This window comes from Leucobacter sp. cx-42 (genome assembly GCF_014529985.1).
Classification (GTDB): Bacteria; Actinomycetota; Actinomycetes; order Actinomycetales; family Microbacteriaceae; genus Leucobacter.
Genome location: NZ_JACVMU010000001.1, coordinates 453,325 through 468,350, shown reverse-complemented (window position 1 = coordinate 468,350; position 15,026 = coordinate 453,325). Strand labels below are relative to the sequence as shown.

The 15,026-nt window shown below is 64.5% G+C and carries 14 protein-coding genes; 6 read left to right on the top strand and 8 right to left on the bottom strand.

Features of this window, described 5'->3' with window-relative positions; all coding sequences use genetic code 11:
* The first annotated feature begins 8 nt into the window (after nt 1-8).
* From ICM05_RS02055 to cls, 6 genes are all read left to right on the top strand, one after another.
* Nucleotides 9-527, top strand: a complete 519-nt coding sequence (locus ICM05_RS02055) for a PH domain-containing protein (protein WP_188022878.1) — start codon at nt 9-11, stop codon at nt 525-527.
* Complete coding sequence (locus tag ICM05_RS02050; RefSeq protein ID WP_188022877.1) at nt 524-2,287, top strand: PH domain-containing protein; 1,764 nt, start codon at nt 524-526, stop codon at nt 2,285-2,287. Before ICM05_RS02055 ends, ICM05_RS02050 begins: the two co-directional genes overlap by 4 nt.
* Complete coding sequence (locus ICM05_RS02045) at nt 2,284-3,012, top strand: NAD(P)-binding domain-containing protein (RefSeq protein WP_188022876.1); 729 nt, start codon at nt 2,284-2,286, stop codon at nt 3,010-3,012. The genes ICM05_RS02050 and ICM05_RS02045 overlap by 4 nt, the downstream gene beginning before the upstream one ends.
* Before the next feature lie 69 nt (nt 3,013-3,081).
* Nucleotides 3,082-4,620: a lysine--tRNA ligase gene (gene lysS / locus ICM05_RS02040; RefSeq protein ID WP_188022875.1), complete on the top strand. Its 1,539-nt coding sequence runs from the start codon at nt 3,082-3,084 to the stop codon at nt 4,618-4,620.
* Between the two features lie 335 nt (nt 4,621-4,955).
* Complete coding sequence (locus tag ICM05_RS02035) at nt 4,956-5,132, top strand: hypothetical protein (RefSeq protein WP_188022874.1); 177 nt, start codon at nt 4,956-4,958, stop codon at nt 5,130-5,132.
* A gap of 60 nt (nt 5,133-5,192) precedes the next feature.
* On the top strand, nt 5,193-6,662 hold the full coding sequence (gene cls / locus ICM05_RS02030; protein WP_188023028.1) for a cardiolipin synthase: 1,470 nt from the start codon (nt 5,193-5,195) through the stop codon (nt 6,660-6,662).
* Nucleotides 6,663-6,684: 22 nt separating this feature from the next.
* Here cls and ICM05_RS02025 read toward each other — a convergent pair whose 3' ends face one another.
* From ICM05_RS02025 to ICM05_RS01990, 8 genes are all read right to left on the bottom strand, one after another.
* Entirely contained in the window at nt 6,685-7,767 is a 1,083-nt protein-coding gene (locus tag ICM05_RS02025) for an acyltransferase (RefSeq protein ID WP_188022872.1), read from the bottom strand.
* Between the two features lie 69 nt (nt 7,768-7,836).
* Complete coding sequence (locus ICM05_RS02020; RefSeq protein ID WP_188022870.1) at nt 7,837-8,448, bottom strand: histidine phosphatase family protein; 612 nt, start codon at nt 8,446-8,448, stop codon at nt 7,837-7,839.
* Nucleotides 8,445-9,551, bottom strand: coding sequence for an ABC transporter ATP-binding protein (locus ICM05_RS02015; protein ID WP_188022869.1), 1,107 nt, complete (start codon nt 9,549-9,551; stop codon nt 8,445-8,447). Before ICM05_RS02015 ends, ICM05_RS02020 begins: the two co-directional genes overlap by 4 nt.
* An 8-nt stretch (nt 9,552-9,559) precedes the next feature.
* On the bottom strand, nt 9,560-11,236 hold the full coding sequence (locus tag ICM05_RS02010) for an iron ABC transporter permease (RefSeq protein ID WP_188022868.1): 1,677 nt from the start codon (nt 11,234-11,236) through the stop codon (nt 9,560-9,562).
* The gene (locus tag ICM05_RS02005) at nt 11,220-12,242 is read right to left on the bottom strand and encodes an ABC transporter substrate-binding protein (protein ID WP_188022867.1); all 1,023 of its coding nucleotides are present in this window, start codon (nt 12,240-12,242) and stop codon (nt 11,220-11,222) included. The genes ICM05_RS02010 and ICM05_RS02005 overlap by 17 nt, the downstream gene beginning before the upstream one ends.
* A 58-nt stretch (nt 12,243-12,300) precedes the next feature.
* Complete coding sequence (locus ICM05_RS02000) at nt 12,301-13,128, bottom strand: metallophosphoesterase (RefSeq protein WP_188022866.1); 828 nt, start codon at nt 13,126-13,128, stop codon at nt 12,301-12,303.
* On the bottom strand, nt 13,125-13,811 hold the full coding sequence (locus tag ICM05_RS01995; RefSeq protein ID WP_353055790.1) for a tyrosine-protein phosphatase: 687 nt from the start codon (nt 13,809-13,811) through the stop codon (nt 13,125-13,127). Before ICM05_RS01995 ends, ICM05_RS02000 begins: the two co-directional genes overlap by 4 nt.
* 155 nt (nt 13,812-13,966) lie before the next feature.
* Nucleotides 13,967-14,899, bottom strand: coding sequence for a MurR/RpiR family transcriptional regulator (locus ICM05_RS01990; protein ID WP_353055789.1), 933 nt, complete (start codon nt 14,897-14,899; stop codon nt 13,967-13,969).
* Between the last annotated feature and the right edge of the window lie 127 nt (nt 14,900-15,026).

The following is a 15,026-nucleotide window of genomic DNA, read 5'->3' as shown; positions in this document are numbered from 1 at the left end:
TAGAAAGCATGACGCACAACGCCATGTCGCCAGAAGTTCAGCCAGATGCCCCGCAAGACGGGTGGCATCGAATCTCGTCACGCTATGTGTGGTCAGATTTGATCTTCAACCTGCTGTGGGTGGTCGTGATCGTTGCGGTCGTCGCCGCGATCGTGCTCTTTTCCGGTGACGAAGAAGCATCGAATGGTGCGCTCATCATTGGTGGCATCCTCGTGGCGTTCAGCATCGTGAGTGCGTTCTTCTCATTCCGCCGGATGCGTTCGATCGGCTACCAGCTGCGCGAGGACGACTTCCTCTTCCGCCGTGGCTTCATGTTTGAGCGAATCGTTGCGGTGCCCTACGGCCGTCTGCAGCTCGTCGACATGAACCGCGGCCCTATCGCGCGCATGCTCGGCCTCGCGACGCTGAAGTTTGTCACGGCATCTGCTGCGACCGGCGTGAACCTCCCCGGCCTCGAGGTAGCTGAAGCTGAGGCGCTGCGTGACAAGCTCGTCGAGCTTGCCGAGACCCGTAGGTCCGGACTGTGAGCGAGCAGCAGCCCGGCGCAGCCACGCTCCCGGGGAAGGCCGACGCTGACGGCTGGCGTCATTTGCACCCGCTGTCACCGCTTTTGCGCGGTGGCCTCGCGCTCATCGTGATCGCGGGCATCATCATCGCGAACCTTCGAGACCGTGTCATCCAGTTCTTCATGAGCGATGCGTTCTCAGAGGGTGAACTGCCACCCGGTGCGATCGACGGCTCGGGCGACCCCATCGACTTCATCGTGGAACGCAAGCTCGTACCGCTCGCGCTCGGGGGCGCGCTCGTGCTCGTGCTGCTCATCGTGTTGTTCTCGTGGATCGTCTGGAAATTCCAGACCTACCGCATTACGGTCGACACGGTCGAGGAACGCAGCGGTGTGATCTCGAAGAAGCACCGCCGTGCTCCGCTCGAGCGTGTGCAGAGTGTGAACCTGCAGCGCAGTTTGTTTGCCCGCATTCTCGGGCTCGCAAAGGTGGAGGTCGTCACGGCTGGCCAGGGCGGCAAAGTCGAGCTGGCCTATCTTTCCTTTGCCGACGCGAAGCTCGTGCGCGGTGAGATCTTGCGACGAGCTGCGGAGATCCGCGCAGGAAAGACCGCGCAACCCGGCACCGGGACTCCGGTCGCGCCAGCATCCGCCGACGCTGCAGCCGCAGCCGTGCACGCAGATCAGGCCCAGGTTGAGCCCAAACTGCTGAGCGCAGCTGGCCTCTCGGGGCACGTTGATTCCATTCTGGATGCTGACATCTCGCCCGAAGCCATCGCTGAGCAGACCCTTGTCAAGGTGCCAGTAGGGCGCCTCATCGCGTCGGTGCTGCTCGGCTGGGAGAGCGTGTTGCTGATCGCGTTCGTGCTCCTTGCTGGCGGCGGATTCGTATTCGGCGCCTTCAAGCTCCTCTTCGCCGGCGATGGTGCTGCAGCTGGTATCGCGGCTGCGGTGCTGTTCACCGCCGTGCCGATGGCAATTGTCTTCGCATCGATTCTGATCGCGCAGTTCAACAAGGGCTACGGCTTCACCCTGTCACGCGGGGCTGACTCCGTGCGTATTGGCTCTGGCCTCACCTCGACCGTCACCGAATCGATTCCCTTCGGCAAGGTGCACGCGGTTGAGGCGCGGCAGCCGCTGTTCTGGCGACCGCTCGGCTGGTGGAAGGTGCGCATCACGCTCGCCGGCCAGACCGTCGCGCAGGGCGGCCAAAACGCGACCACGCAGAACCTCATTCTTCCGGTCGGCAAGCTCGACGACGTGATCCGCGTGATTGCAACGATCATGCCTGGCCTCGGCGGCGAGCAAGCAGCCGCCGGCATCGTCGATGCGCTCGTCGGCACTGGCCAGGGCTACCTGGGTGCTGGGCCGCGATCCGCGCCCGTGCTCTGGTTTGGTCAGCGTCGCGCTGGTGTGCGGATCGAGACTCCCGCGGCCGTCGTCCCGGTCGCTGGCGAGGCGCTTGAAGCCGCGCCAGCTCCGGCCTCGAGCGAGGGAGAGGAAGCGACGCTGCGAATTCGCCGCGGTGCGCTCAACCGCGTGCTGGTGATCATGCCGCTCGTACGTGCGCAGTCGGTGAGCTTCCGGCAGCCGTTCGTGCACCGGTTCCTCGGGCTTGCGTCGGTGCAGGCGCACACCGTGCTGGGTCCCGTGCGGATGGAAATGCGCGGCCTCGCTGATGCCGATGCCCGCAAACTGTTCACAGAGCTTGAACATGCGGTCCTTGACGCACAACTACAAGATTCACAGCAGCGCGCTGCACTTCGGAGGAACCACGCATGAGTTTTGGAGCGAGCCGCCTCGGCGTTGGAATCATCGGCGCAGGTAATGTCGGCCCGGTGCTCGGTCGTGCCCTCGCCGGAGCCGGCCACGCCATTACGGGTGTCAACGCGACCGGCGATGAAGCGCGCGAGCGCGTCGAGGCCATGCTTCCCGGGGTGCCGGTGCTTGAGGTTCCCGAGATTGTTCGGCGATCTGAACTCGTCCTGTTTGCGGTTCCCGGCAGCGAACTCCCCGGAATTATCGCGGGACTCACGAAGCTCGGCGCATGGCAGCCGGGCCAGCTTGCGATCCACACGGCACCCGAATACGGTGCCGGAGTCTTTGCTGCGGCACCGGGAGTCATCCCGATCGCCCTCACTCCTGCGATCGTGTTCACTGGCACGAGCCTTGACCTCGCCCGTTTGTCGGGTGCGGCCGTTGCCGTGACCGCTCCCGCGCCGGTGCTCCCAATCGGCCAGGCACTCGCGGTCGAAATGGGGGCCGAACCCGTGATCGTGGCGGAGGCGGATCGCCCCACCTACGCCCGCGCCCTCGATGCCGCACTGAGCTCGGCACGGGCTGCTGTGGCGACCCCGGCTGCGATTCTCGCGAGCATCGGAATCTCCCGTCCAGACCTGCTGCTCGGCGGTGTCGTGACCTCCGCGATTGATGAAGAACTGCGAAATGTCGCGGGTATTGAGGCTGAACCTCGGGAGCCAGAAGAAACCTGGGGCGAGCGCGGCTAAGATGGTGGGGTGCGTTGACACGAGAGTGTTCGGCGCGCTTCAAAATCGATTTGACGGAGGAACCCGCCCATGAGCGAGCAGACCGCGCCCACCACCCCGGCCGAGACCGAGGAAGATGTCTTCGAACAGAAGCGGGTGCGACTGGAGAAGCGTGACAAGCTCAACGCCTCCGGTGATCTCGCTGGCGGCGCATACCCCGTAGCTGTTCCCGTCACCACCTCGATTCCCGCAGTGCGCGCACAGTGGGGGCACCTTGAGGAGACCCCCGACACCGCATCGGGAGAGATCGTCGGCGTTGCAGGCCGCGTCGTCTTCCAGCGCAACACCGGCAAGCTGTGCTTCGTGTCACTGCAGGCCGGTGACGGTAGCCGCATCCAGGGCATGGTGAGCTTCGCCGAGGTTGGCGAAGAGTCGCTCGCTTCGTACAAGGAGCTTGTTGACCTCGGTGACCACCTGTTCATCAAGGGTGAGGTCATCTCGAGCCGCCGCGGTGAGCTTTCGATCATGGCGACCGAGTGGCAGATCGCGTCGAAGGCGCTCGCTCCGCTCCCTAACATGTACGCAGAGCTGAACGAGGAGACCCGTGTTCGCGCGCGTTACCTCGACCTCATCCAGCGCGAGCAGGCACGCATCAACGTCGTGACCCGTGCACGCACCATGGCGAGCCTACGCAAGACCTTCGCATCGCACGACTTCCTCGAGGTTGAGACCCCGATGCTGCAGACGATGCACGGTGGCGCTTCGGCTCGCCCGTTCATCACCCACTCGAACGCGTTCGACATGGAGCTCTACCTGCGCATCGCGCCCGAGCTCTTCCTCAAGCGCGCAGTGGTTGGTGGCCTCGAGCGCGTCTTCGAGATCAACCGCAACTTCCGCAACGAGGGCGCTGACTCGACCCACAGCCCCGAGTTCGCAATGCTCGAGTCGTACCAGGCGTACACCGACTACAACGGAATTGCTGACCTGACGCAGGAGCTCATCCAGAACGCGGCGCTCGCAGCAAACGCGGGCACCGAGCGCGAAGGATCGCACGTCGTGAAGTGGGCAGACGGCACCCTCTTCGACCTCGGTGGCAACTGGGATCGCATCTCGATGTACGGCACCCTCTCGGAGGCGTGCGGCAAGGAGATCACCCCCAAGACTTCGGTCGAGGAGCTCCAGGCGATTGCAGATGCCGAGGGCGTCGAGGTGAAGCTTCCCAACCACGGCAAGCTTGTCGAGGAACTCTGGGAGCACTTCGTCAAGGACGGCCTCACCGCGCCGACCTTCGTTATGGACTTCCCGGTTGAGACCAGCCCCCTCACCCGTCACCACCGCTCGATCGATGGTGTCGTTGAGAAGTGGGACCTCTACGTGCGTGGCTTCGAACTCGCAACGGGCTACTCGGAGCTCATCGACCCCGTCGTGCAGCGTGACCGTTTCGTTCAGCAGGCAGCAGAAGCGGCCCGCGGCGACGATGAGGCGATGGGCGTTGACGAAGAGTTCCTGCGTGCGCTCGAGCACGCAATGCCGCCGTCGGGTGGCATGGGCATGGGCATGGACCGCCTGCTGATGGCCCTCACCGGCCTCGGCATTCGCGAGACCATTCTCTTCCCGCTCGTGAAGTAAGTTCTTTGCTGGCTGGCGCCGTCGGTTCCCCGTGTGGGAGCCGGCGGCGCTTTGCGTTGTGCGGCGCTTGTGGTCCCGGCCGGGTGGCTCGGCTCGCCCGGCAGGCCTGGCCTCGCCCTCGCTGCGCGCCTGGCCTACCGACTTCTCGTCGCCATCATCACGAGATTGATGGTTTCTGTCGAGAAGGGGTGTTTCTGCGCGTTGCAATGGGTGATCTCGGCAGAAATCGTCTGTTTCGCGCGGTTGAGGGGAAGAACGGGAACGCCTACTGCCGTAGACACGCGGTGTCGCGAGTTCACAGGATTCCCCCGGGGCGGCTGGCTAGGCTTAGACATATGGATAACTGGTGGGTGAACGCAGTCTGGTCGCTGATTCCGACTGTCGTGATCGGTGTCTTCTTCTGGCTGGTCATTCGACTCATCCTCCGCGCAGATCGTACAGAACGACGTATCTATCGCGAGATTGAGACGGAAGAGCGAGCTAAGGCTGGTCTGCCCGCCCGCGAAGAATAGCCGAACCCTGCCCTCCACCGATACAGTTGATAGGAACTGTATCGTCAGGAGGGCATTGTGGTGGCGGATGTGAACTGGGCGTACGTCTGGGCGATTTCGATCCTCTCGATCGAAATCATCATTCGAATCGTTGCCCTGTTTGTGGTTCCCCGAAACCGCCGCCCAACCTCCGGAATGGCCTGGCTGTTGGCCATTTTTCTGCTCCCCATCCCGGGACTGATCCTCTTCCTCATCATTGGCAGCAAGCGTCTTCCGAAGAAGCGTGAGCTGAAGCAAGAGGCAATCAACAAGTTCGTCTCTGGCATTTCTGAAATCGACGGCGGTCGACTCACGACTGACCCAGAGGATCTGCAAATCGGCGTCCTCAACGCTGTTGAACTCGGCAGCTCACTCGGCGCTCAGCCGATGCTTCGCGGGAACCGCGCAAGCATGTGCATCGACTACGAGCGGTCGTTTGCGTGGATGGCTGATGCGATCCGCTCCGCAAAGAAGTACGTGCACATTGAGTTCTACATTCTGGTGCACGACGCGTCGACCGACGTGATCTTCCAAGCCATGCGTGAGGCACGTGCTCGCGGTGTGCAGGTTCGTGTGCTGCTCGATCATATTTCTGCCGTGCGCAACCCAGGCGCAAAGCGCACCCGCGAAACGCTCGATGACATCGGCGCCGAGTGGGCATACCTGCTCCCGGTGCGCCCCTGGCGCGGTGAGTACCAGCGCCCAGATTTGCGCAACCACCGCAAGCTCATCGTGGTCGATGGCCGCGTCGGCTTCATGGGGTCGCAGAACATCGTTGACTCGAGCTACAACAAGAAGTCGAACATTCGCCGCGGTCTGCACTGGCGCGACATCATGGTGCGCGTCGAAGGGCCAATCGTGCTCGGCCTTGAGGCCGTGTTCCAGGGCGACTGGTACCTCGAGACCGGTGAATACCTTGAACACCTGAACCTGCCTGAACTCACGCCTTCGTTCCCCGGCACGCTCGACTGCCAGATCGTGCCGAGTGGCCCCGGCTACGCGGCGGAGAACAACCTCCAGGTCTTCGTTTCGCTGCTCTACACGGCGCAGGATCGCATCAGTATCACGAGCCCCTACTTCGTCCCCGAGGGGTCGATCATGAACGCGCTCCGTGCAGCGACCGCGCGCGGCGTCGAAGTCGAGCTGTTCGTCTCTGAGACCGGCGACCAGGCCATGGTGTACCACGCGCAGCGTTCGTACTACGAGGAGCTGCTGCAGGCCGGGGTGCGGATCTGGATGTTCCGCCCGCCGTACATTCTGCATTCAAAGCACTTCACGGTCGACCGGTCGGTCGCGGTGATCGGCTCTTCCAACATGGATCAGCGTTCGTTCGGCCTGAACATGGAGATCTCCATGGTGGTGTACGGCGAGAGCTTCATCAGTGACCTCGACCAGGTGACCGAGTACTACCGTGACAATTCACGCGAACTCACCATCGAGGAGTGGTCGAAGCAGCCGCTTCGGTCACAGTTGCTTGACGGCCTCGCACGACTGACGAGCGCGCTGCAGTAACCACCGCAGGAGACTCCGCGCGCTAGCTGATGTAGCTGCCGACCTTCGGAATACGTTGTAAGAACCATGCGACGGCGCCACTCGGCACCAGAATCAACAGGGTCAGCACCGGCACCGAGATGATGGTCGGGGCGAAGTCTGCGGTCACACCGAGTTGCTGGTACAGCCACTGGAAGAACGGGTGTACGAGGTAGATGCCGAATGACAGCTTTCCGACAAGTGCGATGAGCGGGTGCGGGGGAGTTCCCTCGATGCTGCTGTGGGTGCTGAACGCACGCACAAGCACGAACACCGCGACGGCTGAAGCGATGACGTTGGGCGCAAGGAAGTCGTAGAAGCGCGCCGAAGGTTCACCGCGCCAGAGCGACAGCAGCGAGGTCAGTCCGAATGTCGCGATGACGCCGGCGACGCCGAGCAGCGCGATCAGCCGGACTCGCTTGCGGGTCAGCCGCATCGTGCTGAGCAGATAGCCGAGCACGAAGAAGAGACTGTAGCCAAGCACCATGTTCAAGCGCATCGTGTCGAGTATCTGAGCCAGCAAGTGACCAACGAACGGAAGCTGGGTGAGGAAGGGCATCAACGACGCGAAGATCACCGCGAGGACGACAAAGTACCAGGCGATTTTGCCATCCACCACCAAGGGGCGTAGGAGCGGGGTCACCAGGTACAGACCTGCGAGCGCGAAGAGGAACCACAGGTGGTAGTGGCCGAGCACGAACTGCGTGGCGAGTGTGTGCAGCGAACCGTCGCCGCCGGGGCCGTATGTGCCGAGAACCGCATAGAACGCAGACCACACGACGAAAGCGGTGAGGATGCGGGGCAGGTACTTCCGGAAGACCGAGCGAATCGTAATGTTGCGCGCGGGCTGCAGGAAGAGTGCGCCGCTCACCATGAAGAACACCGGCACGCAGAACCGCGCGAGGCTGTCGTACGCGTTGAGTACCTGCCAGTCGCTGCCGGTGACGGGCATGCGATACCAATCCCACGCTGCAGCATGGAGTAAGACGACCGCGATGATCGAAAGTGAACGCAGCGTATCGAGATACGGAATGCGTTTTGCTCGGGTGATGCCCGGCGCAAGGATAGTCAGTGGTGCAGTAGACATCGTGCGCGGGCTTTCATCTCAGGACGTTCGAGCAGGAACGTCTAAGATTACTGCGGCAAAGCTGAGTGTTTACGCTGGAGAAAGCTCCGCGGGTGCTCCAGCGCGCTCGACCGAAAAGCCGGCGACCTCACGCCGCAACAACCAGATCTCACCGTTCAAGATGCGGGGGACTTCGGTGTTGGTGATCCGCGCCAAACCAGCTCGCAGCATGGCGCCGTGAGCGACAATGATCGAGCCGGGAGTGGTTGTCAGGACGCGCTCGAACTCGCGGGCGGTGCGATCGGCAAGCACGTCGAGGGATTCTGCTCCGGGAATGACAAGACCCGGCCAGCGGTCCATCGCTTCGGCGACATCCATGCCTTCGGCTGGACCAAAGTCGCGCTCGATGAACGCGTGGTCAATGGTCGGGGGTGTGAGGGTGAGGGACTGCGCGATGATGGCGGCGGTCTCGTGCGCGCGGCCGAGCGGCGACGAGACGACGGAGTGCCACGTGACTGACGGATCAAGCGCGGCAAGCAGCTCGCCCGTCGCCCGCGCCTGGGCGCGGCCGGTCTCATTCAACGGGACCTCGGTGCGGCCCTGAATACGGCGGGCGCTGTTCCAATCGGTCTCACCGTGGCGAACGAGCGCAATGACGGCTGGCGGATCGGCAGGCGAATCAGCGGGCGTGAACTCAGTCATGCCGCAAGGCTAGCTGGTTCGCGCGTCTGCGTCGAAGGTTGGGGCATTGGTGTCGGCTGGGAGTCGGACGGGTACAGCGTGCCGCTGGTGATCTCGATGCGCACGCGATCGCCAACCGCGGCGCGGGTGCCGCTCACTCGGCTGCGCAGCGACAGGCCTGCCCAGTCGAGCATAAGGTCGTCACATTCACGGCCAAAGAGGGAGGACCGGACGATGGCGGGTCCGTCCGGGTCGGCCACTACACGCACGTCCTCTGGGCAGATCGCGAGTTCGACAGCGCCGCACGCGAGTGTGGAGCCGAGCACCTCGGCAGGTACGCGCAGCTCGTGTCCTGCGGCGACGAAGCGGTGACGTGTGAGCGCCCCGGGCACGATCGTCGCGTCGGCGATGAACTTGGCGACGAACGGCGTCGCGGGCCGCGCGAGTAGTTCGGCTGGGGTGGACTGCTGCTGGATACGTCCGCCGTCGAGTACGACGACCCGATCCGCGATCGCGAGCGCCTCGCCGCGGTCGTGCGTGACAAAAATGACCGTGAGGCCGAGCTCCCGTGTGAGCGCACGCAGCTCGAGCCGCAACCGATCGCGCAGCGGCTCATCGAGCGCCGAGAGCGCCTCGTCGAGTAACAGTACGCGAGGCCGCGCGACGATGGCACGGGCGATTGCGACTCGCTGCCGTTGCCCGCCGGAGAGCGTCGCAGGGTTTCGCTTTTCGGTGCCAGCGAGTCCGACGAGGTCGAGCACCTCGGCCACCCGACGATCCCGCTCGGCGCGGCTGACACCAGCGCGCTTGAGCGGGTAGGCGACGTTGCGGCCGACGTTCCAGTGCGGCCAGATCGCGTGCTGCTGGAAGACCATGCCGAGTCCACGGTGCTCTGGCTCAATCGCACGGTCAGCGCTCGCAACGATCTCATCACCGATGCGGATCGTGCCAGCAGTCGGCCGCGCAAACCCTGCGACGGCACGCAGCAGGGTGGTCTTGCCGGAGCCAGACGGCCCGACGAGCGCGATGAACTCGCCGTCACCGATGGTGAGGTCGATATCGGCGAGGCCGAGATGGCCGTCTGGGAATGCGAGACTGACGGATTCAAGGGCGACAGATGACATGCGTAAACCTAACGAGGGGTGCGCGCGGTGAGGCCGAGTCCGGCCAGGCCGACAAGCGCGACGATGAGTGACAGCGCCGAGGACGCGTTGTACGCCCCGGCCTGTTGCAGGTTGAAGATGACGACACCGAGGGTCTGTGACCCCGGCGAGAGCAGCAGTACGGAGAGCGTGAGCTCGCGCACCGCGGTGAGCCCGACGAGGACGGCCCCAGAGATCGCGGCGGGCACGGCCATGCGGCACGAGATGTCCCAGAGGGCGCGGATCCTGGAGGCGCCTGAGATCCGAGCAGCTTCTTCGGCAGTGGTGGGGGTTGCCGAGAGCGGCGCACTCACCGACTGCACCACGAGAGCGAGGAACGAGGTGAGGTAGGCGCACAGGATGATCCACGGGGTATCGCGGAGCCCGATGTACGGCGCGATGACGAGCCAGGCGACGGCGATCACGAGCCCGGGGATTGCCTGCGGCAGGAGCGCGAGCCCGAGCATCGCGGGGTTTGCTCGGGACTGGGTGCGGGTGACGAGTGTGCCGATCGCGAGTCCGAGCACACCGCAGATGAGCGCGGCGGTGATTGCGAGGAACAGCGAGTTCGAGACACCGGTGAGCGTGCCAGACGCGGTGAGTGCGCGGGTGAAGCTGTCGAGCGTGATGTTCTCCGGGGTGAACGGAACACCCGGTGCGGGCAAGAGCGCCTGCATCGCAAGGGTGACGAGCGGCAGCACGGTGAGCGCCGCGATGCACAGCGTCGCAATCACACCGACGAGGCCGCGTGCGCGACCGAGCGGGAGCAACGCGGGGGCAGCGGCCTGCACGTCAAGCTCGACCCTGGTCTGCGCGCGCAACAGATCGACAATTACGCCGAGCAGAGCGATGACGAGCAGGACAAACCCGATGGCGGCAACCACCGCGAGGGGATCTTCGACCGTGCCCGACTGCAGATAGCGATACACGAGCGTTGACAGCGTCGTGTACTTGCCCGGCGAGCCAACGAGCGAGGGGATGCCAAAGTCTGCGAGGTTTGCCACGGCAACGAGGGTGAACGCCGACAACATCGCGGGACGCAGGAGCGGCACGGTAACCTCCCACAGCGAGCGGATCGCTGAGGACCCGGCGATGCGGGCTGCCTGCTCGAGATCCGCCGGGACCCGCTTGAGGGCCGCGGTCACGATCATCATGGCGATGGGGAAGCTGTGCAGGGTGAGCAAGAAGATGACGCCGTCACCGCCATAGAGGTTCCACAGCGGCTGACCGAACTGCGCTTCCCACCACCGGTTGAGCGTAGAGCTTGGGCCGAGCAGACTCAGCCAGGCGATCGCGCCAACGAACGGCGGGATGAGCATGGGGCTGAGCGCCAGCACACGGAGCGCGCGACGCCCAGGAAGATCGGTGCGCTCAAGCAGGATCGCGAGGAACGTACCGACGACCACCGCGAGCGCCCCAGACAGCGTCGCAGAGACGAGCGAATTCACCGCTGCCTCGAACACCGTCGACGAGAGCAGCTCACGCCACCCGCCGCCCGTCGCCGCAAGTACGACGATCGCGCCGATCGGCACAACGACGAGCGCGGTGAGTGCGAGCCAGAGTACCCCGCGTGTGAGCGTCAGCCCATCAGCGCGACGCACCCCAGCGCGGGGGAGGCCCAGTCGAGCCACCCCCGCAACCGGAAACGTATTACTGGAAGAGGCCATTGAACGTCTGTACTGCGTCAGCCTGGGTCGCGCGGATCATCTCAAGATCGGGCGAGAGGAACGTGATGTCGGAGACCTTCGGTGCACCCTCAGGGCCGGTGACGTCTTCGCGGATCGGCAGGTACGACTGCGTCGCCGCGATCTCCTGGCCCTCCTTGCTGATGAGGAAGTCAACGAAGAGCTTCGCTGCCTCGGGCTCGTCAGTGTTCTCGAAGATACCGACTGGCTGGGTGACGTAGGGGACACCCTCCGACGGATAGACCGCCTCGATGGGGGAACCGGCAGCCGCAAGGTCACGGACGAGCGAATCGACCACGATGCCTACCGGGTTGCTGCCGTCAGCGACGGCCTGCGAGACAGGGCCGTTGCTGTCAGCGATGAGCGGCTCGTTCTTGGCGAGCGCCTCAAGCCAGGTCTTGCCCAGCTTGTCGTTGTCGAGCCAGACCGCAGCGTTGTACGCTGCCGCACCCGAAACATCGGGGTTCGGCATCGCAATCTTGCCCGCGTACTGTGCGTCGGTGAGATCCTGCCACGAGGTCGGTGCGTCAGTGATGATGTTCGTGTTCACCGCGATGACGGTCGGCAACAGGCGGGTGCCAACGTAGAAGCCCTCGGGATCCACCATCTCAGGCATGATGTCTGCGGCCTCAGCCGACTCGTACTGCAGCAGCAGGTCACGCGCCGCGTAATCCTCGAACGTGGCAGCATCAGCAGCGAGCAGCATATCCGCGCCAATGTCGCCCGACTTCTCCTCAGCCGCGATACGAGCGGTGAGGTCACCGGTACCCGCGCGGAACACCTCAACCTCAATCTCGGGGTGCACGGTGCCGAACGCTGAGACGAGCTCGTCAATCTTCTCCTGCGGCTCCGAGGTGTACAGGGTGAGCGAAGCTGGCTCAGCGTCCTTCGCCGGCTCGGCCTCAGCAGCTGGCGACGAACAACCCGTCAGCGCGATCGTGCCAAGAGTGAGCGCGGCAATCGCACCGAAAGCGTGCTTGCGAATCATGTGGTTCTCCTAAATAACAAGAAATGAGATGTACGGGAAAGACAGAAAGAACAAACCGTCAACGCTCAGCAAGCGCCGCGGAAGCTGATGCGCTCGCCGCAGGGGTGAGCGGCTTCCGGAAGAGCGGCTGTGGTTCACACAGGCTCACGGTCGCAACGCTGACCTCGTGGGCTGTCAGCCTGACGAGCGAAAACATGGGGGAGTCGTGACCGGCGACAGAGTCGGGATCCGCGTCCATCACCTGGTGATAGGCGAGCGACGGACCGACAAAGACCGGGATGCCATCGGCGGTCGCACTTAGCGGGTGATGAAAGTGGCCAGCGAGGAGCGCACGCACGTCGCTCCCGCGCAGCACGCGCAAGAGCTCGTCAGCATCGCGCAACCCCTGCTTGCGGAGCGCCGGCAACGGCGAATCAAGCGGCGCATGATGGATCGCGATGATCGTTCCACGGCCATACGGGGCGCGGATCGTGTCAGCAAGCCAGGTGAGCTGCTCGGCCCCGAGACTGCCCGTGTGGGAATCGAGCCGAACGATGCGGAAGTCCTCGATGTGCGTGACGCCGAAGTGGCTCGTCTCGTGCCCGGTGAGCGTGCGCGCCGCGATCGGATCATCGTGATTGCCGAGCACCGTGAGTACGGGCGCACCGAGCTCGTGCTCGAGGCGGCGGCACGCGAGTTCGAATGCTGCGTAGGCGCCGGGATTCTCGCGCTGCACGAGGTCGCCCGTGATGAGCACGATCTCCGGGGTAATGCCCGCCTCGGTGGCGTAGTCGCTCACGCTGCGGAGGCGCGCGAGACCATCGACCGCACCGTAGAGTTCACCAGACTCCGTCGCGTGTACATCGCTGAGGTGCAGTACCGTGAACCGGCCGGTCGCGCGACTCATCGGACTGCTCCGGCGAGAGCGCGGGACTGCAGCGCACTGAGTGCTTCCCGCGGCGTGCCGTGCGCGAGCAGGTATTCGGTGGCGCCGCCGAGCGCGTCAAGCTCATCGAGCGCGAGGCCAAGGGCTGCGGCGGGGCTGTCGAGGTGGAGCCGTTCGGCGGCTGCCCGATCCGCGCCCGCAATTCCGAGGCCGTTGAGCTGACGTGTCACCAGGTCGATGCGCTGCGGGCGCACCCGGTCGCCGGAGAGCTCGTAGTCGGCCATAACCGTCGCACGGTCATCGCCAGCGGCCAGCCGGGCGAGTGCCACGACGAGTCCGGTGCGGTCCTTGCCAGCTGCGCAGTGCACGAGGCTTGCTCCCTCTGCGACCGCGAGCTGTGTGACCGCGAGAGCGAGTGCCCGACCGTTGTTGCGGAGGAGGCCGAGGTAGACCGCTTCGAGCGTGCCATCGGCAGGCGGGGCAGCGCCGTACAGCGGCACTGAGACGACCGGGAGTGAGTGACTGCGTGGCGCGTGCTCCGAGGGCTCGCGCAGGTCAATGATCTGGGTGACACCGAGGTCGCGCAGCTGGTGTTCGTCGGCCGCGGTGAGCGCGTCGACCGCCGCGGTGCGCACGAGCCAGGGGGCGCGCGGATCGCCAATGCTGCGTGCGTTGTAAGTCCCCTGCAGGGTGAGCTCGTTCACCAAGTGCGTCTCCAGATTCTTCGTGTGATTCGTGATGCACCGCCGTTTCATGCGGAATGAAATGCGTTACAGGAATCACTCTCACGGGCGCATGTGACCGCTCGGTAAATCGGGAGGGAACCCGGAGTGAAGACTCGGGGCGGGCTGTGAACTTGCTAGTCGGCGGAGTCGGAAAGCGCCGTCGCGACGACGTCAAACATGCCTGCGGCGTCGCCACCGCCGGCGAGATCCGTGTAGGCGGTGAGGAGCGCGTGGAGCGCGACCGAGTGATTCACGCGCGAGAAAAACGGGTCAACGGCCTGCTGGGCACTGCGCGACCCGGTCGCGATGACAGTGTCTGCTAGCTCGGGAATCGGTGCGTGGGAATAGCTGCACACCACGATGACGGTGGCGCCGGCCTGCTGCGCCGCGCGCACAGTCGCCAGGGTGTGCGCGTTGGCGCCGGAGTGCGTCAGGGCCAGACAGACGTCATCTGGGCCGAGGGTGTGCGCGGTGAACTGCTGCGCCAGAATATCGAGCGGTGATTCGACGGGGCGGCCCACCGTCGCAAATCGCATAGCCGCGTCCTGGAGCGGTGGGGCGGAGAACCCGTTCGCCGTGAACATGATCCGGTTGGCGCTCAAGAGCGTCTGCGCCGCTCGCAATACAGTCGAGCGGTCGATTGCCGCAGCGCTCAGCCGCAGCGCTTCCTGTGCTCCGGTGAATGACTGCGTGACGGCATCGAAGCTCGCGCTCGTTCCAGCTGACTGCAGGGGAGCGCCCTCGCGCGCCAGCTCGAGCCGCAGGTGCTGATACCCGCGAAAGCCCAGCCGCTGGCACGCCCGCACAACCGTCGCTGCGGAGGTCCCCGCTGCCGCAGCAAGCTCCTGTGTTGACCAGTCAGGAATCTCGGCGCAACGGTCCAGAATCACCCCCGCCACGGCGCTCTCGCTCGGACCAAGGCTCGGTTTCAGGGCGCGGATCAGCGCAAGCGTCGGTGGGACAACGCCGACTGGCGAAGAAACTTCTCGGGATCGCTGCATGGCAGCACGGTAAATAGCTGGCGTGATCCGCGCATCCTCGCTCGCCGTGCGTTGCCAGCTGTTCACGAGCCGGACAGCGTCCCGGGGGAATTGAGGGAAGCTTGCACGCCTCTGGCGAACAAATCCCCACGCCGCAATATCACCGCGTAACCTGGATTTATCGACCGGGAGGCTACCGCCATGTGTCCCCGGA